Below are 22,014 nucleotides of genomic sequence, written 5' to 3'. Positions count from 1 at the left end.
CACCGAGGTGATTGCATGACGCTCCGTACGACGATGTCTGGCGCTCAACTTCTGGTGGTGGGGGTGTGACCACGGACCAGACCGCCGTGCACGTTCCGCCGCTGCCCAAGGGAGCCCTCCGGGTGCTCCCGCTGGGCGGGCTGGGCGCCATCGGCCGCAACATGACCGTCTTCGAGTACGACGGGAAACTGCTCATAGTCGACTGCGGGGTGCTCTTCCCCGACGTGGACCAGCCCGGCGTGGACCTGATCCTGCCGGACTTCACCCCGATCCTGGACCGGCTCGCCGACGTGCAGGCCATCGTGCTCACCCACGGGCACGAGGACCACATCGGCGCCGTGCCCTACCTGCTGGCCCACAAGAAGGACATTCCGCTCGTCGGGTCGCAGTTCACGCTGGCGCTGGTCGAGGCGAAGCTGGCCGAGCGCCGCATCGACCCGTACACGCTGACCGTGCAGGAGGGCCGGAGCGAGAAGCTCGGGCCGTTCGAGTGCGAGTTCTTCGCGGTCAACCACTCGATCCCGGACGCGCTCGCGGTAGCGATCAAGACGCCGGCCGGCACCGTGCTGCACACCGGCGACTTCAAGATGGACCAGCTGCCGCTGGACGGCCGGATCACCGACCTGGCCGGGTTCGCGCGGCTCGGCTCGGAGGGCGTCGACCTGCTGCTCTCCGACTCGACGAACGCGGAGATCCCCGGCTTCGTCTCACCGGAGCGGGAGATCGGCCCGGTCATCGACTCGATCTTCGGCAAGGCGAGCGGCCGGATCATCGTGGCCAGCTTCGCCTCGCACGTGCACCGCGTGCAGCAGGTGCTGGACTCGGCGCACGAGCACGGCCGCAAGGTCGCGTTCATCGGCCGCTCGATGGTGCGGAACATGGGGATCGCCCGCGACCTCGGCCTGCTGCACATCCCGGATCGGCTGGTCGTCGGGATGGACGAGGCGATGAACCTGCCGCCGAACGAGATCGTGCTGATGTCCACCGGTTCGCAGGGCGAGCCGATGAGCGCGCTCGGCCGGATGGCCACCGGCGACCACCGGCACGTCACGATCGCCCCGGGCGACACCGTGGTGCTGGCCAGCTCGCTGGTCCCGGGCAACGAGACCTCGGTCTACCGGGTGATCAACCGGCTCTCCCGGGCCGGCGCGACCGTGATTCACAAGGAGGTCGCGAAGGTCCACGTCTCCGGTCACTCGCCCGCCGGTGAGCTGCTCTACCTGCTCAACGTGGTGAAGCCGCGCAACCTGATGCCGGTGCACGGCGAGTGGCGGCACCTGCGCGCGCACGGCCGGCTCGGCGTCGAGTCCGGTCTCAGGCCGGAGCACGTGGTGCTCGCGGAGGACGGCGACATCGTCGACCTGGTCGCGGGCCGCGCCCGCGTGGTCGGCCACGCCGGGAACCGCTACATCTACGTCGACGGCCTCGCTGTGGGCGACGTCGGCGAGTCGTTGCTGACCGAGCGCAAGATCCTCGGGAACGACGGTTTCATCGCCGCGACCGTGGTGGTCGACTCCGTCACCGGCAAGGTGGTCGGCGGCCCGGCGATCTCCGCCAAGGGCTTCTCCGAGGACCCGCAGGCGTTCAACCCGGTGCTGCCGCTGATCACGGACGGCCTGAACCGGGCCGCCGCGGACGGCATCACCGACCCGCACCAGCTGCAGCAGATCGTGCGGCGCATCGTCGGCCGCTGGGTGAACGAGGCGTACCGCCGCCGCCCCATGATCGTCCCGAACGTGGTCGAGGTGTGATCGACGGCCGGTGCGGGGTGACTCGCACCGGCCGACGGCTTTGCCGCTATCCGCTATACAGCAGATAGACCTATGGCGATCACGGCGAGTTATTGCTTGACTCGACCTCAGTGGGGGGAAACCACACTGGGGGGAACGATCGGCACCCGGCGCCCGCAGGGGCCCGGGTGCCGATTCGCAGGGGGAGCTGTCGCCATGCCCGTTCTGTTGCATCTCGCGATCGGCGCGCCGACCGCGGTCGCCGTCTCCGTCGCCGCACTCCGCGGCGCCTGCCTGCGTGTTCGTTCGCATCCCCGGCTGCCGCGGGCCGCCGGCCGGGATTCTCCGATTCCGGTCGGCGCCCCGGTGGACCGGCGCACGCCCACCTGGGCGCGCACGATCGGCGAGGGCTGAGCCGGTGCAGATTGCGGTGTCCCTACCGGCCATACGGCAGACACGATCGGTGTCGGCCGGTGGGGGCATCGTCCGGGCGCCCGGATGACCGCGCAGGACCCGCCCGCGGTCGCCCGCCGCCGAGTCCGGCTGGCGCTGCGCAACGCACGCCAGCGCCGGAAGCTGACGCAGCAGCAGGTGGCGGATGCGCTGGAGTGGTCGCTCTCCAAGGTTCAGCGCATCGAGAGCGGCGATGTCAGCATCTCCACCACGGATCTGCGCGCCGCGCTCGCGCTGCTCGGCATCGCCGATCCACGGCGCATCGCGCAGCTGATCGAGGACGCGAAGGCCAGTCGCCGGCAGCGCTGGTGGACCACGGCGGAGTACCGCGAGCATCTGAGCCCGGCGATGCTGCAGTTGCTGCAGTTCGAGTCGGAGGCGACCGCGATCCGGGTGTTCCAGGCGACGCTCATTCCGGGCGTCCTGCAGACACGCGCCTATGCGGGCTGGATCCAGCATTTCTGGGCCGGCGACATTCCGCACGCCGATATGAAGGTGCGCGTCGAACTGCGCACCCGGCGCGGCGAGAGCCTGTTCGAGGTGCCGGATCCGCCGAAATACCTGCTGATCCTGGACGAGTCCGTGTTGCACCGGGAGGTCGGCGGCGCCGAGGTCTTCGCGGAGCAACTGGAGTACCTGTTGGAGAAGATCCGGCAGGAGCGGGTGACGGTGCGTTTCGTGCCCTTCTCCGACGCGGTCAAGCTCGTGATGCTGGGCTCCTTCACCATCCTCGAGCTGCCGGACGAGGAGGACGTCTTCCTCTATCAGGAGGAGGGCTGGGGCGATTCGATGCATCACTCGCTGGCCACGATCCACCGGTACCGGGAGATCTTCGAACAGGCCTGGGAGGCGAGCTTCCCACCCGACGTGTCGGCTCGTTTGATTGAAAGTTGTGTGCTGAGGCTCCGGACCCTGCTAGACAGGCAGCGGCACTCTGCCTAGAGGCCTAGTGGCCTAGTGGCAGAGTGGCCGAGTGGAAGTTCCATCGGTCCGCAGTACTGATGTTATCGAGGGGTCCATATGAATTCAGCTGCACAATGGCGCAAAAGCACCTATTGTGACACCGCTTCGTGCGTCGAGGTGTCCGATCTATCGCAAGGCGTGATCGGCCTGCGCGACGGAAAGAATCCGTCCGGGCCGGTCCTGCGCTTTTCCGCATCCGAGTGGCATGCGTTTCTCGACATGCTCAAGCTAGAGAATATGGTCTGACGGGGATTCCCGGCAAAGGGTGCGGCCGCGCTGATGCGGCCGCACCCTTTCGCGTTCCGTAAGCAATTCATTACATTGAGTGTTCTGATTGGAGGAGGCCGACATGGCAAGCGTTGAGGTGGCCCACGTGGCCTGGCGGCGTAGCACGCGATGCGACACCAGTTCCTGCGTGGAGGTCGCGAACGGGAATGCCGGAACGCGTGTCCGGAACAGCACCGATCCGGCCGGCCCGGTGCTGATCTTTTCGGTGGGGGCGTGGCAGGCCCTGCTCGAAAAGATCGACAGGTTCTGCTGACGGAGATCAAACGTCCGTCATACGCATTCCCCGCTCGGGCGGTTCACCGAAAGGGTGGTGACTTTCCCCACGATCGATCCGTTAATCCATTCCTGACCCCACCCCCGTACCCCCGCCTGACGTCGTCGCGGCGTTCCGGCGGGGGAGTCAGGTAAGGAGTAGACGAATGGATCGAAGGCGAGCACTCAGCACGGCCGCGGTCATCGCCACCGCGGGCGCCGCAGTGGCGCTGACGTTCCCCGCGTTCGCCGGCACCGGCGCGCGGGAGAAGGCGGGCGACGACGTGAGTGTCGACCGTGCGCTCGCCGGGCCCGAGGTCCTGGCCGCGCTCTCCCGCGACTTCAGCCTGACCACCGAGCAGGCCACGGACCGGCTCGCGGCCGAGCGGAAGGCCACGGAGGCGGTCCGCACCGTCAAGGCCGCCGCCGGTGCCGCCTGGGCCGGTGCCTGGCTGAACGACGACGCGGACACGCTGACGATCGCGGTCACCGACCGGGCGCTCGCGGACGAGATCCGGGCGGCCGGCGCCGAGCCGAAGATCGTGGCGCACAGCTCGGCCACGCTCGACCAGGTCAAGGCCGCGCTGGACACGAACGCGAACGAGGCCGCCGAGTCGATCCCCGGCTGGTACGTCGACCCGTCCGGCAACACCGTGGTCGTGCTGGCCCGCGCGGACGTCGCGGACGTGGAGGCGACCGCACAGGACTTCGCGAAGGCCAGCGGCGTGGACGCGGCCACCGTGCGGGTCGAGACGAGCCAGGAGGCGCCGAAGCCGCTCTTCGACATCGTCGGAGGCGACGCGTACACACTCGGTGCCGCCCGCTGCTCGATCGGCTTCGCGGTCGTCGGTGGCTTCGTCACGGCCGGCCACTGCGGCCAGGCCGGCGCGGACACCCGCGGCGTGAACAGCGCGCCGCAGGGCGAGTTCGCGGTCTCCTCGTTCCCCGGCGACGACTTCGCGGTCGTCCGGACGAACGCGGACTGGACGCCGACCGCCTCGGTCAACGACTACCGCGGCGGCGTGCTGCCGGTCGCCGGCGCCGAGGTCGCGCCGGTCGGCGCGTCCATCTGCCGCTCCGGCTCCACCACCGGCCTGCACTGCGGCGAGGTCCAGGCGCTGAACGCCACGGTCAACTACGCCGAGGGTACGGTCACCGGCCTCACCCGGACCAGCGTCTGCGCCGAGCCGGGCGACTCCGGCGGCTCGTTCATCTCCGGTGACCAGGCGCAGGGCGTCACGTCCGGCGGCTCCGGCGACTGCACCCGCGGCGGCGTCACGTTCTTCCAGCCGGTCGCCGAGATCCTGGAGAGGAACAACCTGACGCTGGTCACCACGGGCGACGCCGGGACCCCGCCGACCGTCGAGCCGACCACGCCACCGGCCGAGGGTGTCGGCTGTGACGCCGAGGGGAGCGTGGCGCGGGACGGCACGATCAACCGGCCCGGTCAGCGCCGTGACGTCGTCCGTTTCCGGGCCCCGGCCGGCACGCACGCGGCCTGTCTGACCTCGCCTCAGGGTGCCGACTTCGACCTTTACCTGCAGCAGCAGGTGAACGGCGGCCGCTGGGTGACCGTCGCCCGCGCCGCCACGGACTCCGGCGCCGAGACGCTCACCTTCGAGGGTGCGGCCGGCAACTACCGCTACCGTGTCGCTTCCGCCTCCGGCACCGGCGACTTCGATCTTCAGTTCGCGGTGAACTAGGAGTCACTCAGAAACGTCGGCGCGAGGCGGTCAACGGGTCAGCCGCCTCGCGCTGACTCCCTTTTTCAACCAAGATCAAGATTTTCCCGCTTCCGGCGTGGTGCGGTCCGCATGCTCCCGCGGGCACCGGTCGTCGCTGGCGCTCCTCCCTGCAAGTCGGGTGGGTGGTGGCGGCAAACCCGCGGTGATGCCTCGGTTGCGGTGGCGTGGCGAAGTGGTGTGAGGCGCTACCGTGGCGGCGTGGGCTATGAAGTGCTGGTCGTGGTCGCTCTGGTGCTGCACTTCGGGTTCCTGGCGTACCTGGCGGTGGGTGGCTACCTCGCGTGGTGGTGGCCGCGGACGATCTGGCTGCACCTGATCACGGCCGGGTGGGGTGTCACCGTCGTGGTCGCGTCGCTGACCTGCCCGCTGACCGATCTGGAGCGCTGGGCGCGCGCCGGCGCGGGTCAGTCCGTGCCGGACACCGGGTTCATCGACCGTTACCTGACGGGTGTGATCTATCCCGAGGATCACGTGTGGACGGCCCGGATCGTGCTGGGGGCCGTCGTCGTCGTCTCCTGGACCGGGTTCGTGCTGCGATGGCGACGCCGGCGGGCGCAGCAGCAGGCGCGCATTTCCGGGCAAGCCGCGACATATCGGTGAGAGTGAGATCTCGAAGCGAGTGACACGCGGCGAATAGACCGGCCGGACCGGCGCGTCGCCGTTACCGTGGCCTAATGGCAGGTCGTACCTCTCCGGCGAAGCGGCGGACCACGCCGGCGGCGCGGACGGGCACATCCTCCTCGCGGACCCCGGCGTCGTCGCGCGCCCGCACGCCCGCGGCCCGGAAACCGGCCGCCCGGCGCCCCGCGCCGCGCGCCCGGCGGAGCAGCGTCAACCCGCTGCTGATCGCGGCCGGCGGGCTCGGCGCACTGTGGATGTTCGTGGCCAACGGCGTCGGCTGGAGCGTGCGCCAGGTCGGCCGCGGCGCCGCCAGCGCCCGCGACCTGGACCCGGCGCATCGCCGGGACGGCACCGGGCTGCTCATGCTCGGCCTGGCCATCCTGATCGCGGTCGCGGTCTGGTTCGAGTCGGCCGGCCCGGTCGGCGCCTGGCTCGCGGACACGATCCGGCTCTTCTTCGGCGCGGTCTCGATAGCGATCCCGCTGCTGCTCTTCTACGGCGCGTTCCGGCTGATGCGCGAGCCGTCCGATCCGGAGCACCGCGGCAGCGGCCTGGTCGGCTGGACCGCGGTGCTGGTCGCCAGCGACGCGTTGCTGCACGTGGCCCAGCGCCCGGTCAGCGACCAGCAGCTCGACTACGCCGGCGGCCTGATCGGCTACGGCGTGGGCGCCCTGCTGGTCGCGGCCGTGACGCCGTGGGTGGCCGTACCGCTGCTGGTCCTGCTGTTGCTCTTCGGTGTGCTGGTGGTGACGGCCACGCCGATCAACAAGATCCCGGAGCGGCTCGGTGACCTGTTCGAGGCGTTCGCCGGTGGCCGCCCGGCCGGTGGCCGCTCCCGTCACGACCTCGACGACGAGGAACCGGACGACAACGAGGCCGAGGACGAGGACGAGCCGCCGCGGCCCGCGCGCCGCCGCGCCGCCCGCCGTAAGGCCGGCTCGCACGTGGACGCCGCGGCCGACGAGTCGATGGACGCGCCGCCGCCCCCGCCGCCGGTCCCGGACGACGGGTTCGACGAGCTGCTCGACGACATGCACGACACGGTCGCGCTGCCGAAGATCACCAAGCTGAAGAAGGCGTCCGGCAAGATCGTCGCGCCGGAGCACTCGCCCGCGCCGCCGACCCGCGCGGAGCAGTTGGCGATCACCGCGATCGAGGGCGACTACAAGCTGCCGCCGCCGGATCTGCTGCTCGCGGGCGCGGCCGCGAAGAAGGCCAGCAAGGCCAACGAGGAGATCACCGCGGCGCTGGAGGGCGTGTTCGACCAGTTCGGCGTGGACGCGCAGGTCACCGGCTTCACCCGGGGCCCGACCGTCACGCGGTACGCGGTGGAGCTCGGCCGCGGTGTCAAGGTCGAGCGGATCACCCAGCTGTCCCGCAACATCGCCTACGCCGTGAAGTCCGCGGACGTGCGGATCCTCAGCCCGATCCCGGGGAAGTCCGCGGTCGGCGTGGAGATCCCGAACTCGGACCCGGAGAACGTCGCGCTCGGCGACGTGCTGCGGTCGTACAATGCCACGTCGAACGACCACCCGATGATCGCCGCGCTCGGCAAGGACATCGAGGGCGGGTTCGTGGTGGCGAACCTGGCGAAGATGCCGCACATCCTGATCGCGGGTGCGACCGGCGCGGGCAAGTCCTCCTGCCTGAACTCGCTGCTGGTCTCGATCCTGACCCGGGCCACGCCGGACGAGGTGCGGCTGCTGCTGATCGACCCGAAGCGCGTGGAGATGACCTCCTACGAGGGCATCCCGCACCTGGTCACGCCGATCGTCACGGACCCGAAGAAGGCCGCGACCGCGCTGGAGTGGGTCGTCGGCGAGATGGACATGCGCTACGACGACCTCGCGGCGAACGGGGTCCGGCACATCGACGACTTCAACCGCAAGGTGCGCAACGGTGAGATCACGGCGCCGCCCGGTGTGGAGCGGGAGCTGAAGCCGTACCCCTATCTGCTGGTGATCGTGGACGAGCTGGCCGACCTGATGATGGTGGCGCCGCGCGACGTCGAGGACTCGATCGTGCGGATCACCCAGCTGGCCCGCGCGGCCGGCATCCACCTGGTACTGGCCACCCAGCGGCCGTCCGTGGACGTGGTCACCGGCCTGATCAAGGCGAACGTGCCGTCCCGCCTGGCGTTCGCCACCTCGTCGCTGGCCGACTCCCGGGTCATCCTGGACCAGCCCGGCGCGGAGAAGCTGCTCGGCCGCGGCGACGGCCTGTTCCTGCCGATGGGCGCGTCGAAGCCGACCCGGATCCAGGGCGCGTGGATCACCGAGGCGGAGATCGCCGCGGTGGTGAAGTTCTGCAAGGACCAGCGCGAGCCGGAGTTCAAGGCGCACGTGACCGAGGCGGTCGCGGATCCGAGGAAGCAGATCGACGAGGAGGTCGGCGACGACCTCGACCTGCTGCTGCAGGCGATCGAGCTGGTGGTGACCAGCCAGTTCGGTTCGACCTCGATGCTTCAGCGGAAGCTGCGCGTCGGCTTCGCCAAGGCCGGCCGCCTGATGGACCTGATGGAGTCCCGCGGGATCGTCGGCCCGTCCGAGGGCTCCAAGGCCCGCGACGTCCTGATCAAGCCGGACGAGCTGGAAGAGGCCCTGGCCGCGCTGCGCCCCTAGGTTCCGTGATCGGGGCGTCCCCCATGTCGTTACCGAGCGTCCGGCGTCAGGACTGCCTGCCTGATTCACGTCGTTCTGACGACTTGGACGACGCCTGAATCACGAATCGTCGGCCCTCGGTAGACCGGCACGAAGGACCTCCCGATCATGCGTGGAGCGGGAGCGGTGACGGGCCCGCATCGGTGGGGGCGGGAAACGGCGCGCGGAACGTGAACGCGTCCGGCGACGGGCCGTTCGCGCCGAGCGCGCGCAGCCGGGCCACGCCCTCCTCCGGCGTCGGGAGCGTGCCGGCCGGGATCCACCAGAGCACCAGCGACGCGCGGTAGCCGAGCGGGACGAACCAGTCCCGCCGCTGCCGGAGGTAGTCGAGGTGCTCGCTCTGGTAGGTGAATGCTCGCAGCGCCTCCAGCGACTCCCACACCGACAGCGTGACGATCACGTCCGGCTCGGCCGGCCGAACCGTGGTGGCGTCGCCGGCGGGCCCCTCGGCCAGCCGCCAGACGAGGCCGGGTGAGCGGTCGGCCAGCGCGTTGATCGGACCGAGGCCCGCGACGAAGCCGGCGATGGCCGGGTCGTCCAGCGGCGCGCGGAGGCGGGCGGCGTTGAAGTGGGCGAGGTGATAGCCGGTCATGTGACACAGCTCATCACTGACCGCCTCTATAGTCAATCAGATTTGTTTTTAGAGTTGGAAAGTGTGACGCAGCAGCGACCCGGTGCCGCGTCCATCCGCGCCTCCCAAGCCGCGTCCAGACCGTGGCCCTCCAGCAGTCCTTCGACGATCGCCAGGTTCATGCCACAGATCAACGGCGGGAACTGCCCGGCCAGCCGGTGGAACGGGCAGTTGCGCAGCTCGATCCGGCCGTCCTCCTCATGCGGCAGGTATCCGTGCGCGGCCAGCACCTCTGCCGCGGAAGCCGCGGAAGCCGCGGAAGCCGCTGAGGGGGCGGCGCGGCCGTGCGCGCGGGCCGCGTCGAAGAGCGCGACGTCCGCACCCGTCCGCTCGACCGCCTCCGCCAGCAACTCGGCCGCGGTGCGGTAGGCGCGCGGCGGCACGCTCACCTCGTGCTCGGCCGCGGCCACCCGGTAGAGCTTCGCCGGCCGGCCCGCGCCCGGCCCGGAACGGCCGGTGCGACGCGCGTAGGTGACCTCCAGCAGCCCCGCGTCCACCAGTTTGTCGAGGTGGTGGGCCGCGAGCGTGCGGCCCACGCCGAGCGCGGCCGCGACCTCGTCCCGGCCGACCGGCACGCCGCCCGCCGAGATCACCTCGCGGTAGGCTGCGCGCCGCACGCCGTCGGTCAGCGCGGAGACGGCGGTGAGGCCTGAGTCGTCCATCGCGCCATCGTATGACCAACGCCCGTTGGTCTTAGTGGAAGAACTTGAGCCCGGCGACGCCGCAGATGACCAGCATCAGGCAGAGGATCCGGGGGAGCGAGGCGGACTCGCCCAGCACGGTCATGCCGACGATCGCGGTGCCGACCGCGCCGATCCCGACCCAGACCGCGTAACCGGTGCCGACCGGGATCGTGCGCAGGGCGTAGCCGAGACCGGCCATGCTGAGCACGAGCGCGACCCCGAAGATCGAGGTGGGGAGCCGGCGCGAGAAGCCGTCGCTCTTCTCCAGCGCGATCGCCCAGACGGTCTCGAGGACGCCGGAGACGATGAGAATGAACCAAGCCATGACGAGTCACCACTCCAACGGCCGTCTTTGCAAGACCGGGTACGACCGCACTCGTCCGGGACGGCCGCGAAGCGCGGGCGTCACGTCACTGACAGTAGCAACCGTCCGCGGTGGCGGCCACCCTGGTGAAGCACCTCACGGGCGACTTCGAGGTATCGGCGGGCATGCCGGTACCCTCGGCTGGTGTCTGTAACACCTTCTTCTCCCAGCCGGCGCGTCGCCATGCTCACTCTGGGGTGCGCCCGTAACGAGGTCGACTCCGAGGAGCTGGCCGCCCGTCTCGACGCGGAGGGCTGGCAGGTCGGCACGGACGCGGAGAACGCGGACGTCGTCCTGGTCAACACCTGCGGCTTCGTAGAGAAGGCGAAACAGGACTCGATCGACACGCTGCTCGCCGCGCACGAGACCGGTGCCAAGGTCGTCGCCGCGGGCTGCATGTCCGAGCGCTACGGCAAGGACCTCGCGCAGAGCCTGCCCGAGGCGTCCGCCGTGCTCGGCTTCGACGACTACCCGGACATCTCCGCCCGGCTGAACGCGGTGCTCAACGGCGAGAAGCTGGACGCGCACACGCCGCGCGACCGCCGTGAGCTGCTGCCGATCACGCCGGTCGCGCGCCGGGACACCACGGTCGTGGTCCCGGGCCACTCGGTGGTCGACGCGGCCACGCCCGCGCACCTGCGCCCGGTGCTGCGCCGCCGGCTGGAGTCCGGGCCGGTCGCCTCGCTGAAGCTGGCCAGCGGCTGCGACCGCAAGTGCGCGTTCTGCGCGATCCCGACGTTCCGCGGCGCGTTCGTCTCCCGCAAGCCGGACGAGTTGCTGGCCGAGGCCGAGTGGCTGGCCGGCACCGGCGTCCGCGAGCTGGTCCTGGTCAGCGAGAACTCGACGTCGTACGGCAAGGATCTGGGCGACCCGCGCCTGCTGGAGAAGCTGCTCCCGCAGCTGGCCGCGGTGACCGGCATCGTCCGGGTCCGGGCCAGCTACCTGCAGCCCGCGGAGACCCGGCCCGGCCTGGTCGAGGCGATCGCGAACACGCCGGGCGTCGCGCCCTACTTCGACCTGTCGTTCCAGCACTCCAGCGAGCCGGTGCTGCGGCGGATGCGCCGGTTCGGCTCCACCGACCGGTTCCTGGACCTGCTCGCCTCCGCGCGGAAGCTGTCGCCGGAGGCGGGCGCGCGCAGCAACTTCATCGTCGGCTTCCCCGGCGAGACCCGGGCGGACGTGGACGAACTGATCCGCTTCCTGACCGAGGCCCGGCTGGACGCGGCCGGCGTCTTCGACTACAGCGACGAGGACGGCACCGAGGCCGCCGGCATGACCGGCAAGGTCCGCAAGAGCACCATCAAGCGGCGGTACGACGAGGTCGTCGCGCTCGTCGACGAGCTGGTCAACCAGCGCGCCGAGGAGCGGATCGGCAGCACGGTCGAGGTGCTGGTCGACTCGATCTCCGACGGCGAGGTCGAGGGCCGCGCCCACCACCAGGCCCCGGAGGTCGACGGCTCGACCATGCTGGTGGCCGGCGACCGGGGTGTGGACGTCGGCGCGCTACGGCCCGGTGACTTCGTGCGCGCGACCGTGACCGGCACCGAGGGCGTGGACCTGATCGCCGTGCCCACCGAGATGATCTCAGCGGCGGCCGTCCGGTGATGCCGTCGGGTGACCCGACGCCCGTCGCCACGGAGGCCACGGAGGCCCCGGAGGCGCCGATCCACAACCCGGCCAACATCCTCACCCTGGTCCGGCTCATGCTGGTGCCGGTCTTCGTGGTGCTGGTGGTCTGGTCCGGGTTCGACGAGTCCTTCCTCCAGGTGATCGCGGCCGTGGTGTTCCTGGTCGCGTCGCTGACCGACTTCGTCGACGGCTGGGTGGCCCGGCGATTCGGCTACGTCACCCGGCTCGGCAAGGTCGCGGACCCGATCGCGGACAAGGCGCTGACCGGCGCCGCGCTGGTGCTGTTCTCCCTCTACGACCTGCTGCCCTGGTGGGCCACCGCGGTGATACTCGTCCGGGAGTGGGGCATCACGCTGCTCCGGTTCTGGGTGATCCGGTACGGCGTGATCGCGGCCAGCCGCGGCGGCAAGGTGAAGACCGCGCTGCAGACGCTGGCGATCGCGCTGTATCTCTGCCCGCTCCCGTCCTGGCTGGATACGATCGCGGCGTGGGTCATGTGGGCGGCCGTCGCGGTCACCGTGATCACGGGTGTCGACTACGTGCGCCAGGCGATCCGGCTGCGCCTCGCCGCCCGCCGCCCGGCCCCGCCGCGCGCCGTCGTCCGGGAGGGAGACCTGGGTGCCTGAGGATTCGTCCGTCGCCGCCGCGGTGGTCCACGCGCTGACCCGGGCCGGCCAGACCGTCGCGGCCGCCGAGTCGCTCACCGGCGGCCTGGTCTCGTCCACGCTGGTGGACGTGCCCGGCGCGAGCGCGGCGTTCCGGGGCGGCTTCGTGGTCTACGCGACCGAGCTGAAGGCGACGCTGGCCGGCGTGTCCGCGCCGCTGCTGGCCGAGCGCGGCCCGGTCGACCCGGACGTGGCGGCCGCGCTGGCCGAGGGCGTGCGTGCGCGGTGCGACGCGGACTGGGGGCTGGCCACCACGGGCGTGGCCGGGCCGGAGCCGCAGGACGGGATGCCGGTCGGGCTGGTCTACGTGGCCGTGGCCGGGCCGGGCGGTACCGAGGTGCGGCGGCTCGGCCTGACCGGCGACCGGGCGGCGATCCGGGTGAGCACGGTCACCGAGGCGCTGCGGCTGCTGGCGGACCGACTCGGGGTGAGTGTGCTGCCGCGGGCGGTGGCATAGCGAGGGCCGTCCGTCAAGGGAGATGGGGCGATCACGCTTGTAGCGAACGCGCCGGGACCGTGCGTGACGCTCGGGCGCCGGAGCGGGGTGTCCGGTGGTGGCGGGCGTGGCTCTCGCGGCTGGTGACGGCGCGGGGCGAGGTAGTGCGGGTGCGGGCATCACACGCTGCGCGTACCCGGGAATGATCTTTGATTTTCGGCGGTTGGGGTATTTCGCGGGTGGTTGTCCGCGCGGGCCGCGAAGCCGGCGCGGCGCTCCGTAGACTGGGGCCACCCTCCGGGGTGGCACCGTCGCTTCGGCGGCGGGGTGAGATGTCAGTACCCACGACCAACGGGTACGGTTGCGGGAAGCCTCCGGCGCTTGCGGGAGGCCCTCGCAGGAGGAGGTGCGATGGTCCTGCTACGCCGGGTGATCGGTGATGCACTTCGTGCGCGCCGGCAGGGACAGCACCGGACCCTGCGCGAGGTGTCGACCGCGGCCAACATGAGCCTGGGATACCTCTCCGAGATCGAGCGAGGGCAGAAAGAGGCGTCCAGCGAGCTGCTGGCCGCGATCTGCGACGCGCTCGGCGCTCAGCTCTCCGAGGTGCTGCGCGAGGTCGCCGACACGATGGCGCTCGCCGAGCAGATGCAGGGCGTGCTGGTGCCGGTGCAGGACGACGCGAAGTCGCCGGCCGAGGATCACCCGATCCGCCAGGTGCGCGCCGAGGGCGACGTCTCCGTCTCGGTCCGCCAGGACACCCCACTCAAGGCCACGCTCCGCGCGACCCGCACGCCCCGTCCGGGCGACCGCGGCCGCGACGTGATCTACGCCGCCTGAGCGGCCCACCGTCTCACACGCCTGGTCTCCGCTTGGAGACCAGGCGTAATCTCGTGGGATCGGGGGCACCCTGATATCCCCCCGAGGTCGCATGACGGGCTGGTTTTCACCTGCCACGATGGAGACCGTGCCGCACTGCGCGGCCCGCCGTCGTGTCGGACCGGGAAACCCACCCGGCCCGTGCGGGCGAGACGTGAAGACACCGAGGGGATAGCGCGATTATGGCGAACCCGTTCGTCAAGGGCTGGCGATACTTTCTGGCGCTGTTCGGCGCCAAGATCGATGAATATGCCGATCCCAAGGTGCAGATCCAGCAGGCGATCGAGGAGGCCCAGCGCCAGCACCAGCGGCTGGTCCAGCAGGCCGCCGCGGTGATCGGCAACCAGCGTCAGCTGGAGATGAAGCTCTCCCGGCAGATGTCCGAGGTCGAGCGGCTCCAGGGCATGGCCCGGCAGTCGCTGGTGCTGGCCGACCGCAAGCGCGCCGAGGGCGACGAGGCGGAGGCCCAGAAGTACGAGCAGACCGCGCAGACGCTCGCCACCGAGCTGGTCTCCGCCGAGCAGACCATGGAGAGCACCAAGACGCTCCACGACCAGTCGCTGGCCGCGGCCGGTCAGGCCCGCCAGGCCGTGGAGAACAACGCCATGATCCTCCGGCAGCGGCTGGCCGAGCAGACCAAGCTGCTCAGCCAGCTGGAGCAGGCCAAGATGCAGGAGACGGTGGCGAAGTCGCTGGAGTCGATGTCGTCGCTGCAGGCGCCGGGCAACACGCCCTCGCTGGACGAGGTCCGTGAGAAGATCGAGAAGCGGTATGCGACCGCCATGGGCCGGGCCGAGCTCGCGTCCAACTCGGTCGAGGGCCGCATGCTCGAGGTGCAGAAGTCGACGTTGGACCTGGCCGGCGAGTCCCGGCTCGACCAGATCCGCGCCAGCATGGCCGGCAACCAGCTGGGCGGCGCGTCCGGCCAGACGGCGACGCCGGCCGCGGAGGCCGCGCCGACCGAGAACCAGGCGCACGTGGCCCGGCTCGACGAGATCCGCGCGAGCATGGCCCGGGACAAGAAGACCGGCGACGCGAGCGCCGCGGGCTGATCACGATGGCGGCGGACGAGCGGTCTCGGTACCTGCGGCAGTCGCGCAAGCTGCGCGGCGCCGCCCGCCGGTGGAGTGTGCTCGGTGGCACGCTCAGCGGCGCGGCGGCGATCCTCACGCCGTACATGGGGCTTGGCCTCCCGGACGCCGCCTGGGCCGCGGCGGCCGGCGGTTCGGTCGTGCTCGCCGCCTGGCGGTGGGCCGACCTGCGCCGGCACCACGCCGAGCCGCTCCCGCCCGCGCTGGACCCGGCCGCGATCGCCTCGGCGCGGCAGGCCCGGCTCACCGCGATGGTCGAGCAGTTCCCGGCCGGTCGCACCGCGCTGCAGGAGTTTCGCCGTCAGCGGGCCCGCGCGGAGCTGAAGGGGTCGGCCGCGGTCGACCCCTGGCTCCGGCTGGACCGTGCGGCCGGCACGCTGACCGGCCTGGCGCCGCGCCTCACCGGCCACGGTGCCGCGGTGCTACCCGAGGCCGCGTCCGCCGAGGCCTCGCTGCGTGACCTCGCACACCGGCTGGCCGGCGTGGAGCGCGCGCTGCGTTTCGCACCGCCGGACGGCCGCGCGAGCCTGGAGGAGGCGCACCGCACGCTGCTCGGTCAGCTGACCGAGGGCGTCACCGCGTTCGAGACGCTGGTCGCGGCCGCGGCGGGCTACGTCGCGGAGGACGCCCGGGCCGGCGCCCACCTCGGCGACGCCGGCACCGCGAGCCGGCTGACCGAGGCCGCGGACCTGCTCCGCGGTGTCACCGACGCGCTGACCGAGCTGCGCCCGCCGGGCCCGGCCCCGGCTGGCAGCGGGGGCACCAGTAGGTGATGCGTTCCGCCGCGGTCTCGCCGTCCGGCGCGTGCTTGGCGATCGCGGTGCCGCAGCGGCGGCAGGGCTGCGCGCGGCGGCCGTAGACGTAGTTCGCCTCGGCCTTGCGCAGCGAGCCGGTGGTGGTCTGCAGCCAGCGGCCCCGGTTCGACGCGAGCAGGCGCTGCCCGAGCGCGACCATGCCCGGCAGGTCCGGGACGTCGCGCACCGGGGTCCACGGGTCGACGCCGCGCAGGAACAGCAGCTCGCACTTGTAGAGGTTGCCGATGCCGGCCAGATTGCGCTGGTCGAGCAGCGCCTCGCCGACCTCCCGGTCCGGTGCCGCCTCGATCCGGCGGACAGCCTCGGCCGCGTCCCAGTCCGTGCCGAGGAGATCCGGTCCGAGGTGGCCGACCAGCTCACCCTCCCGCTCGGTGGGGACCAGCGTCAGCTCGTGCAGGTGGTAGCCGACCGCCACGCTCTCAGTGGTGCGCAGTACCACCCGGATCAGGTGCGCGGGCCGGCCGGCCCAGCGCTCGCCGGTCGCGTAGACCCGCCAGGCGCCGTCCATCCGCAGATGTGAGTGGAGCGTCAGCGTGCGGCCGTCCGCCGCCTCGAGCAGGCGCAGCAGCAGGTGTTTGCCGTGGGCGGCCGACTCGGTCACGGTCCAGCCGGCCAGCGACTCGGTGGCCAGCGCCGGTACCCGGAAGTCCGAGGCGGTGAGCCGGCGGCCCGCGAGAGCGCGGTTGAGCACGCGGGCGGTGTTCCAGACCGTGTCGCCTTCGGGCATTGCCTCATTCTCCGGCACGGCCCGCGAACCGTGATCCAGGCGTCCCCCATGTCGCTCTACTGAGCTTTCGGCGCAAGGGTCTTGGCGCCGTGGGCCGCACGGGCACTCCGCGATATAGGGCTTCGCCGTCGCAATCGACCCTGACGCCGAGGTCGCGCTGACGACATGGGGACGCCTGGCTCACGAGAGGGGGCGATCAGGCGCGGACCACGCGGACGAGGTCGCCGGGGACGACCGAGAGCACCACCGCGGCCCGGCCGCCGTGCACCGCGACCGCGATCCGGCCCGCGGAGTCCACGTAGACCACCAGGGCGCCGCGCGGCGCGTCCGAGATGGTGGCGCCGCGGACCGCCTTCACGCCCCCGACCACCAGCCGGTCGGCCAGCGTGCCGATCGCGTCCGCGCCCGCGGCGAGCTGCACGTTGCCGAACCGGTCGATCGTGGTCACCTCCGCCTCCAGCCAGCCGTCGCCGCTCGCCACCACCGGATCGGGCAACCGCACCACGTCCGCGAGCGGGATCTCCGGACCGGCGTCGGTGAGCGGTGCACCGGCCGCGATCCGCGCGGCGGCCGGTGCGTAGACGTCGCGGCCGGGCAGCGTGCCGGAGGCCGACGGCAGGAACCACTCCGCGTTCGTCAGCGCCACCGCGGTCTCGGCGCCACCGAGCGCGGCCGAGGCCCAGGGCAGCAGCCCGTTGTCCGGGCCGACCAGCACGCCGCCGGGCGTGCGCACGCCGATCGGGCGGAGCGTGCCCGGCCCGGCCACCGCCACGTGCACGGCCGGCGGCAGGTGCGGCACGGTCTGGGCCAGCACGGACGCGGCCCGGGGGATGTCGCCGGGCGCGACCGCGTGTGTGACGTCGATGACCCGGACCGCCGGCGCGATCCGGGCGATCACGCCGTGGCACGAGGCGACGAACCCGTCGGAGAGCCCGTAGTCGGTGGTGAGACTGATCCAGTCATAGCCCGCCATGCATGGCACCGTAATCCCGCGTCACGGCTTCTGCACAGGGCGCGACCTCCGGATGCGCGGCCGGGGGATGATCCGGGTGGCAGAGTAGTGGCCATGAGGCTCTGTATCTTCACCGAACCGCAGCAGGGCGCCAGCTTCGCGGACCAGCTGCGAGTGGCCCAGCGCACCGAGGAGAACGGCTTCGACGCGTTCTTCCGCTCCGACCACTATCTCTCGATGGGTGGCACCGGCCTGCCCGGACCGACCGACTCGTGGGTGACGCTGGGCGGGATCGCGCTTCAGACGTCCCGGATCCGGCTCGGCACGCTGGTCACGTCCGCGACGTTCCGGCTGCCGGCGCCGCTGGCGGTCAGCGTGGCGCAGGTGGACGAGATGAGCGGCGGCCGGGTCGAGTTCGGCCTGGGCAGCGGCTGGTTCGAGGCCGAGCACACCGCGTACGGCATCCCGTTCCCGCCGGTCGGCGAGCGCTTCGACCGGTACGAGGAGCAGCTGGAGATCATCACCGGGCTGTGGGGGACGCCGGCCGGCGAGACGTACTCGTACTCCGGCAGGCACTACCAGCTGAAGGACTCGCCCGCGCTGCCGAAGCCGGTCCAGTCGCCGATGCCGATCATCATCGGTGGCAGCGGTAAGAAGCGGACGCCGGCGCTGGCCGCGAGGTACGCGGCCGAGTACAACGTGGCGTTCGTCAAGGTCCCGGACGCGGGCCTGGCCTTCGACCGGGTGCGCGCCGCGTGCGCCGAGGCCGGCCGGGCCGAACTGCCGACGCTCTCCGCCGCCGTGGTGCTCTGCGTCGGCAGGAACGACGCGGAGGTGCGCCGCCGGGCCGCCGCGATCGGCCGGGACGTCGAGGAGATGCGCGGCAACGGCGGCGCCGCGGGTACGCCGGAGCAGGTCATCGAGCGCATCCAGGAGTACAAGGAGCTCGGCGCGACCCGGATGTTCCTGCAGATGCTGGACCTGTCCGACCTGGACCACCTGGACCTGGTCGCGTCAGAGATCGCTCCGCACGTCTGAGACCGCCTCCGGGCTCGCCGGCTGTCGCGGCGGGCCCGGTTTCGCGTTCGAGTGCGGTTTCGCGTCCGGGTCCGGTTTCGCGTCCGGGGTGGCGGCCGGCTTCGCCGTGAGGTCCGGGGTCGTCCTGGGCAGGACGATGTCGCGGACCGCCAGGTAGACCGCGCGGACCGCGAGCGTGCGCTCCACCTCGTCCAGGATCGGTGCGAAGAACTGGCGCCGGTGCTCGGTGTCGCTCATCGACGTGATTGCGAAGTACATGCTGCCGAACGCGGCCAGCAGCAGCGCGTTGCGGACCAGCGCCAACGGCACGCCGAACAGCACCGCGGACGTCTGCGGCTCGGCCCCGATCCACTGCTCCGCGGTCTCCGGCAGCACCACCAGCAGGCCGAGCGTCAGGAAGAACGTGAACAGCCCGACGCCGACCACGGTCGCCTGGACCAGCTGCCGGGTGGCCAGCATCAGCAGCAGGTTGCCGACCTGCTGACCGGTGAGCGCGACCGGGCGCAGCGCGCCGTCCGGCACGATCTCCTCCATCGGCAGCTCGGCCAGCGGCGTGCGGCGGCAGTCCTTGCTCAGCCGGGCCGGGTGCAGATCCTGCTCCACCCGGCCGATCTCGTCCCGCAGCCGGGTCGCCGTGGCCAGCACGGTCACGGCCGCGAACAGCAGCACCACGGCCCAGACCCGGGCCCAGGGCAGCCGGTCCATCGCCTGCCACAGCTCGCCGGTGAAGAAGAAGAACAGCGTGACGAACAGCAGCGTGGGCAGCGCCCGGCCCTGGATCCGCACGCTGTTGCGCATGTCGTGCACCGCGTGCCGCAGCCCGCGCCGGATCAGTGGCACCACGCCGTACGAGGTGGCCAGCCAGGCGGCCGCGAACAGCACCGCGAAGATGCCCAGGAACGCGGCCACCGCGCCGGCGAACGTCGTGCTGTGCGCGCCGATCCGCTCGCCCACGCCGACGTCGGGTGACGAGTTCGACTTGGAGATCAAGAACTCCAGCGCGGGTACGACGAGGGGCATCACGGCGTAGCAGACCAGGATCGCGCCGGCGGTCCGGCGGGAGAACCGGGGCAGCCGCCGGCCGAACGCGGTCAGCCCGGTCCACACCGCCACGCCGACGGCCAGCGTGCCGGCCAGCACCCACCACCAGTACGCCTGGTCGGCCCACTGACGCACCAGCCAGAGCAGGCTGGTGACCGAGACGAACGCCAGGAACGGCAGCATGCGGGGGAGCACATGCCGCCGGAAGTCGTAATCCTCGATCATGAACGGGACGCCCCGGCGCACGAACCAGCGCTCGGTCTGCCGGACCAGTGCCCGCGATGCCGTCAAAGCCACGCCCCGGATCCTTCCAGACCCGCCGACGGCCGGGCGTCAGCCGAACGTGTCCCCGCACACGCCGGCCACGAACGCCCGCCACCCGGCCGGGGAGCAGAGCAGGATCGCCCCGGACGGCCGGCGGCTGTGCCGGATCGCGGCCCGCCCGTCCGCCGCCCGGCCCACCTCGACGCAGTTACCGCCCGCGCCCTGGCTCCGGCTGCTGGTGTGCCATCCGGTGATCTCGTTCCCATGCATGTCGCGCGCGCCTCTTTCGTACCCTCGTGGTGGTCGAGGGTTGTTCAGCGCCGAACTCGAGCCGTTCGTTACCGCAGGCCAGGCGGGAGGGCCCCCACCGCGCTGAACAATCCTCGCTGTCAGCTCTTGAACTCGTCCGCTATGTCCGCGATGAGCCGGGTGGAGTCGGCCGGTTCCAGCGCGGCCTCGCGCAGCGTGCGGTAGGCGGAGGCGAACCGTTCCGTTCGCTGCCCCTCCTGGAACGCGCGGCCGGCGATGGTCTCCGTGTACGCCACGTCCGGGAACGGGTCGGGCATCTCGAACAGCAGGAACGAGCCGTCCAGGCCCGGGTGCGCACCCGCTTCCGCCGGGAGCACGCTGATCTCGATGTGCCGGCGCCGGGCCAGCCGGCCGAGGTGCATCAGCTGCTCCCGCATCACCTCCGGCCCGCCGACCGGGTTGCGCAGCACCGACTCCGCCACTATCGCCGCGACCTTGGTGGGCTTGGGGCCCTCGATCGCGCGCTGGCGGCGCAGGCGCAGCTGGACCCACCGGGCTATCCGGTCGCCGTCCGCGTCCGGTCCCTCGACCGTGCGGATCATCGCCTCCGCGTATGCCGGGGTCTGCAGCAGGCCGAGCACGTACAACGCGTCGTAACTGCCGACCCGCTTCGCCCGTTGCTCCAGCCAGACCAGATCGCAGAATGTTGGGTCGTAAATCACATCGGAGAATTCGTCGATCCAGTCGTCCCGGCGCCACACCTCCTCGCTCAGCCGGGTCAGCCGGGTGCGTTCCCGTCGCTCCGAGACGCCGTACAGATCGAGAAGCATCTGGACGTCGTGCCGCGGAATCGGCCATTCCGCGTTCTCGAACCTGCTCAGTGCGGAGAAGTTCCGTTTCAGGTGTTCGGCGACCTGACGAAGCGTCAGGTTGCGCCGTTCGCGCAGGTCGCGCAGCTCCCGGCCGAGCCATTGCGCGCGTAACGTGGGCACTTTACGGCCCTTCGAGTCGAGCATCGCCCCCCCAGGTCGGACGAAAAGTGTGATGCACCTTCATTTCCCGCCATCGATCGGTGGGAGAAGTCGGCCGTGACACGAACAAAACATCACGGACCACTGCATCGATCGGCGCCAACGCGACACCGTACCGGATGATCGGTAAGCGATCCAGCACGCATTGCCACCAAACCCTTGTCAGGCAGGCCTTACGGCATGGGTCAGTCTGGTGTGGATGGTGCCGATTTTGCGCTTTAGCGACGGATTACCCGCGGGGTCAGAACACGCTGCGTGCACTCTGGACGGGTCCACTGTGCTGCGTCGGCACGTCCGCGGTGACGATCAGGTCGGCGCGGCCGAGGCGCTGGGCGGTCTCGTTGATGACCCGCTGGTCGGACGCGAGCGAGCGGACCGGCAGGCGGTCGTAGCGGGCGTCCCGGCGCAGCACGAAGTAGTGCACGGCCGCGCGCACCCGGGCCCGGTCGGCCGCGCACGCGTCGGTGGTGGCGCGCAGCAGGTGGCGGAGGCTGGCGGCGAGGCGCTCGGCCAGGGCGAGGTCGTGGCGTCCGCGCGCGGTGCGCAGCGTGGCGAGGTGGCCGTCCACCTGGCGGATCAGGACCTCCGTGTCGTGCTCCAGGCCGCGGTGCACCTCGACCCCTTCCCCGTATGCGTCCGAAAAGTCACTTCATTAACGTGTTTCCGGCCAGATGGCGACGCCTGCCTGGTTTCGGTGCCGGGCCCCGGGGCAAGTTCCCGGTCGGCTGCGCCGCAGGTCAGGCCGTTCGGCGGGCGCCCGCCGGTTCGCCGGCGGGGTCCGGCGGAGCGCTCACGCGAAAATGTCGT

24 protein-coding genes and 1 riboswitch are annotated in these 22,014 nt (G+C 71.4%); of the genes, 15 read left to right on the top strand and 9 right to left on the bottom strand.

Annotation, left to right across the window (positions count from 1 at the left end; translation table 11 throughout):
- Positions 1–65 precede the first annotated feature (65 nt).
- The 8 genes from J2S43_RS27675 (at position 66) to J2S43_RS27640 (ending at position 8,673) form a co-directional block, all read left to right on the top strand.
- Complete coding sequence (locus tag J2S43_RS27675; RefSeq protein ID WP_306834110.1) at positions 66–1,751, top strand: ribonuclease J; 1,686 nt, start codon at positions 66–68, stop codon at positions 1,749–1,751.
- Positions 1,752–1,946: 195 nt separating this feature from the next.
- Positions 1,947–2,144, top strand: coding sequence for a hypothetical protein (locus J2S43_RS27670; RefSeq protein ID WP_306834109.1), 198 nt, complete (start codon positions 1,947–1,949; stop codon positions 2,142–2,144).
- 84 nt (positions 2,145–2,228) lie between these two features.
- A complete protein-coding gene (locus J2S43_RS27665; protein ID WP_306834106.1) occupies positions 2,229–3,125 on the top strand; it encodes a helix-turn-helix domain-containing protein in 897 nt (298 codons plus the stop codon).
- Between the two features lie 78 nt (positions 3,126–3,203).
- On the top strand, positions 3,204–3,392 hold the full coding sequence (locus tag J2S43_RS27660; protein WP_306834104.1) for a DUF397 domain-containing protein: 189 nt from the start codon (positions 3,204–3,206) through the stop codon (positions 3,390–3,392).
- Between the two features lie 103 nt (positions 3,393–3,495).
- A complete protein-coding gene (locus tag J2S43_RS27655) occupies positions 3,496–3,687 on the top strand; it encodes a DUF397 domain-containing protein (protein WP_306834102.1) in 192 nt (63 codons plus the stop codon).
- 166 nt (positions 3,688–3,853) lie between these two features.
- Positions 3,854–5,389 carry a S1 family peptidase gene (locus J2S43_RS27650; RefSeq protein WP_306834100.1) on the top strand — a complete coding sequence of 512 codons (1,536 nt, stop codon included), beginning with the start codon at positions 3,854–3,856 and terminating at the stop codon, positions 5,387–5,389.
- Between the two features lie 240 nt (positions 5,390–5,629).
- On the top strand, positions 5,630–6,031 hold the full coding sequence (locus J2S43_RS27645; protein ID WP_306834098.1) for a DUF2784 domain-containing protein: 402 nt from the start codon (positions 5,630–5,632) through the stop codon (positions 6,029–6,031).
- 74 nt (positions 6,032–6,105) lie between these two features.
- Positions 6,106–8,673 carry an FtsK/SpoIIIE family DNA translocase gene (locus J2S43_RS27640; RefSeq protein ID WP_306834096.1) on the top strand — a complete coding sequence of 856 codons (2,568 nt, stop codon included), beginning with the start codon at positions 6,106–6,108 and terminating at the stop codon, positions 8,671–8,673.
- 145 nt (positions 8,674–8,818) lie between these two features.
- Here J2S43_RS27640 and J2S43_RS27635 read toward each other — a convergent pair whose 3' ends face one another.
- The 3 genes from J2S43_RS27635 to J2S43_RS27625 are packed head-to-tail and all read right to left on the bottom strand — an operon-like array spanning position 8,819 to position 10,351.
- Entirely contained in the window at positions 8,819–9,304 is a 486-nt protein-coding gene (locus J2S43_RS27635) for a DUF3291 domain-containing protein (RefSeq protein ID WP_306834094.1), read from the bottom strand.
- 32 nt (positions 9,305–9,336) lie between these two features.
- Positions 9,337–10,005 (bottom strand): helix-turn-helix transcriptional regulator, encoded by a 669-nt coding sequence (locus tag J2S43_RS27630; RefSeq protein ID WP_306834092.1) that lies wholly within the window; start codon positions 10,003–10,005, stop codon positions 9,337–9,339.
- 31 nt (positions 10,006–10,036) lie between these two features.
- A complete protein-coding gene (locus J2S43_RS27625) occupies positions 10,037–10,351 on the bottom strand; it encodes a DMT family transporter (protein WP_306834090.1) in 315 nt (104 codons plus the stop codon).
- 16 nt (positions 10,352–10,367) lie between these two features.
- Positions 10,368–10,433: riboswitch (guanidine-III (ykkC-III) riboswitch) on the bottom strand.
- 98 nt (positions 10,434–10,531) lie between these two features.
- Between J2S43_RS27625 and rimO the strand changes: the two genes are divergently transcribed.
- The 6 genes from rimO (at position 10,532) to pspM (ending at position 15,863) form a co-directional block, all read left to right on the top strand.
- Positions 10,532–11,995, top strand: coding sequence for a 30S ribosomal protein S12 methylthiotransferase RimO (gene rimO, locus J2S43_RS27620; protein ID WP_306839481.1), 1,464 nt, complete (start codon positions 10,532–10,534; stop codon positions 11,993–11,995).
- A complete protein-coding gene (gene pgsA, locus J2S43_RS27615; protein WP_306834088.1) occupies positions 11,995–12,645 on the top strand; it encodes a CDP-diacylglycerol--glycerol-3-phosphate 3-phosphatidyltransferase in 651 nt (216 codons plus the stop codon). The genes rimO and pgsA overlap by 1 nt, the downstream gene beginning before the upstream one ends.
- Entirely contained in the window at positions 12,638–13,141 is a 504-nt protein-coding gene (locus J2S43_RS27610) for a CinA family protein (RefSeq protein ID WP_306834086.1), read from the top strand. The genes pgsA and J2S43_RS27610 overlap by 8 nt, the downstream gene beginning before the upstream one ends.
- Before the next feature lie 390 nt (positions 13,142–13,531).
- Positions 13,532–13,960 carry a helix-turn-helix domain-containing protein gene (locus J2S43_RS27605; RefSeq protein ID WP_306834085.1) on the top strand — a complete coding sequence of 143 codons (429 nt, stop codon included), beginning with the start codon at positions 13,532–13,534 and terminating at the stop codon, positions 13,958–13,960.
- A gap of 221 nt (positions 13,961–14,181) precedes the next feature.
- Entirely contained in the window at positions 14,182–15,051 is an 870-nt protein-coding gene (locus J2S43_RS27600; protein WP_306834083.1) for a PspA/IM30 family protein, read from the top strand.
- A 5-nt stretch (positions 15,052–15,056) separates the two neighbouring features.
- On the top strand, positions 15,057–15,863 hold the full coding sequence (gene pspM, locus J2S43_RS27595; RefSeq protein WP_306834081.1) for a phage shock envelope stress response protein PspM: 807 nt from the start codon (positions 15,057–15,059) through the stop codon (positions 15,861–15,863).
- On the opposite strand, the gene J2S43_RS27590 is transcribed toward pspM, so the two are convergent.
- On the bottom strand, positions 15,793–16,632 hold the full coding sequence (locus tag J2S43_RS27590; protein ID WP_306834079.1) for a DNA-formamidopyrimidine glycosylase family protein: 840 nt from the start codon (positions 16,630–16,632) through the stop codon (positions 15,793–15,795). The two genes, pspM and J2S43_RS27590, sit on opposite strands and share 71 nt — an antisense overlap.
- A gap of 196 nt (positions 16,633–16,828) precedes the next feature.
- Positions 16,829–17,605 (bottom strand): SAM hydrolase/SAM-dependent halogenase family protein, encoded by a 777-nt coding sequence (locus J2S43_RS27585; RefSeq protein ID WP_306834078.1) that lies wholly within the window; start codon positions 17,603–17,605, stop codon positions 16,829–16,831.
- Between the two features lie 93 nt (positions 17,606–17,698).
- Between J2S43_RS27585 and J2S43_RS27580 the strand changes: the two genes are divergently transcribed.
- Positions 17,699–18,622, top strand: a complete 924-nt coding sequence (locus J2S43_RS27580; RefSeq protein WP_306834075.1) for an LLM class F420-dependent oxidoreductase — start codon at positions 17,699–17,701, stop codon at positions 18,620–18,622.
- On the opposite strand, the gene J2S43_RS27575 is transcribed toward J2S43_RS27580, so the two are convergent.
- The 4 genes from J2S43_RS27575 to J2S43_RS27560 all read right to left on the bottom strand — a co-directional run bounded on the left by J2S43_RS27575 (position 18,599) and on the right by J2S43_RS27560 (position 21,820).
- The gene (locus J2S43_RS27575) at positions 18,599–19,960 is read right to left on the bottom strand and encodes a hypothetical protein (RefSeq protein WP_306834073.1); all 1,362 of its coding nucleotides are present in this window, start codon (positions 19,958–19,960) and stop codon (positions 18,599–18,601) included. The genes J2S43_RS27580 and J2S43_RS27575 overlap by 24 nt on opposite strands.
- A 36-nt stretch (positions 19,961–19,996) precedes the next feature.
- Positions 19,997–20,197 (bottom strand): DUF397 domain-containing protein, encoded by a 201-nt coding sequence (locus J2S43_RS27570; protein WP_306834071.1) that lies wholly within the window; start codon positions 20,195–20,197, stop codon positions 19,997–19,999.
- Positions 20,198–20,316: 119 nt separating this feature from the next.
- The gene (locus tag J2S43_RS27565) at positions 20,317–21,168 is read right to left on the bottom strand and encodes a DUF5753 domain-containing protein (protein WP_306834069.1); all 852 of its coding nucleotides are present in this window, start codon (positions 21,166–21,168) and stop codon (positions 20,317–20,319) included.
- A 280-nt stretch (positions 21,169–21,448) separates the two neighbouring features.
- Positions 21,449–21,820 (bottom strand): hypothetical protein, encoded by a 372-nt coding sequence (locus tag J2S43_RS27560; RefSeq protein WP_306834067.1) that lies wholly within the window; start codon positions 21,818–21,820, stop codon positions 21,449–21,451.
- Positions 21,821–22,014: the final 194 nt, after the last annotated feature.

This window comes from Catenuloplanes nepalensis (assembly GCF_030811575.1).
In the GTDB taxonomy this organism is placed as follows: Bacteria; Actinomycetota; Actinomycetes; order Mycobacteriales; family Micromonosporaceae; genus Catenuloplanes; species Catenuloplanes nepalensis.
Note: the sequence above shows the minus strand (reverse complement) of the source record. Positions and strands in the feature narration are given on the sequence as shown.

Bases quoted from the DNA above. Each gene is read 5' to 3' on its own strand.
- J2S43_RS27665 (WP_306834106.1), top strand. From the start codon at position 2,229: ATGACCGCGCAGGACCCGCCCGCGGTCGCCCGCCGCCGAGTCCGGCTG.
- J2S43_RS27670 (WP_306834109.1), top strand. From the start codon at position 1,947: ATGCCCGTTCTGTTGCATCTCGCGATCGGCGCGCCGACCGCGGTCGCC.
- J2S43_RS27640 (WP_306834096.1), top strand. From the start codon at position 6,106: ATGGCAGGTCGTACCTCTCCGGCGAAGCGGCGGACCACGCCGGCGGCG.
- J2S43_RS27585 (WP_306834078.1), bottom strand. From the start codon at position 17,605: ATGGCGGGCTATGACTGGATCAGTCTCACCACCGACTACGGGCTCTCC.
- J2S43_RS27570 (WP_306834071.1), bottom strand. From the start codon at position 20,197: ATGCATGGGAACGAGATCACCGGATGGCACACCAGCAGCCGGAGCCAG.
- J2S43_RS27590 (WP_306834079.1), bottom strand. From the start codon at position 16,632: ATGCCCGAAGGCGACACGGTCTGGAACACCGCCCGCGTGCTCAACCGC.
- J2S43_RS27660 (WP_306834104.1), top strand. From the start codon at position 3,204: ATGAATTCAGCTGCACAATGGCGCAAAAGCACCTATTGTGACACCGCT.
- J2S43_RS27650 (WP_306834100.1), top strand. From the start codon at position 3,854: ATGGATCGAAGGCGAGCACTCAGCACGGCCGCGGTCATCGCCACCGCG.
- pspM (WP_306834081.1), top strand. From the start codon at position 15,057: ATGGCGGCGGACGAGCGGTCTCGGTACCTGCGGCAGTCGCGCAAGCTG.
- J2S43_RS27630 (WP_306834092.1), bottom strand. From the start codon at position 10,005: ATGGACGACTCAGGCCTCACCGCCGTCTCCGCGCTGACCGACGGCGTG.
- pgsA (WP_306834088.1), top strand. From the start codon at position 11,995: ATGCCGTCGGGTGACCCGACGCCCGTCGCCACGGAGGCCACGGAGGCC.
- J2S43_RS27635 (WP_306834094.1), bottom strand. From the start codon at position 9,304: ATGACCGGCTATCACCTCGCCCACTTCAACGCCGCCCGCCTCCGCGCG.
- J2S43_RS27655 (WP_306834102.1), top strand. From the start codon at position 3,496: ATGGCAAGCGTTGAGGTGGCCCACGTGGCCTGGCGGCGTAGCACGCGA.
- J2S43_RS27580 (WP_306834075.1), top strand. From the start codon at position 17,699: ATGAGGCTCTGTATCTTCACCGAACCGCAGCAGGGCGCCAGCTTCGCG.
- J2S43_RS27600 (WP_306834083.1), top strand. From the start codon at position 14,182: ATGGCGAACCCGTTCGTCAAGGGCTGGCGATACTTTCTGGCGCTGTTC.
- J2S43_RS27605 (WP_306834085.1), top strand. From the start codon at position 13,532: ATGGTCCTGCTACGCCGGGTGATCGGTGATGCACTTCGTGCGCGCCGG.
- J2S43_RS27625 (WP_306834090.1), bottom strand. From the start codon at position 10,351: ATGGCTTGGTTCATTCTCATCGTCTCCGGCGTCCTCGAGACCGTCTGG.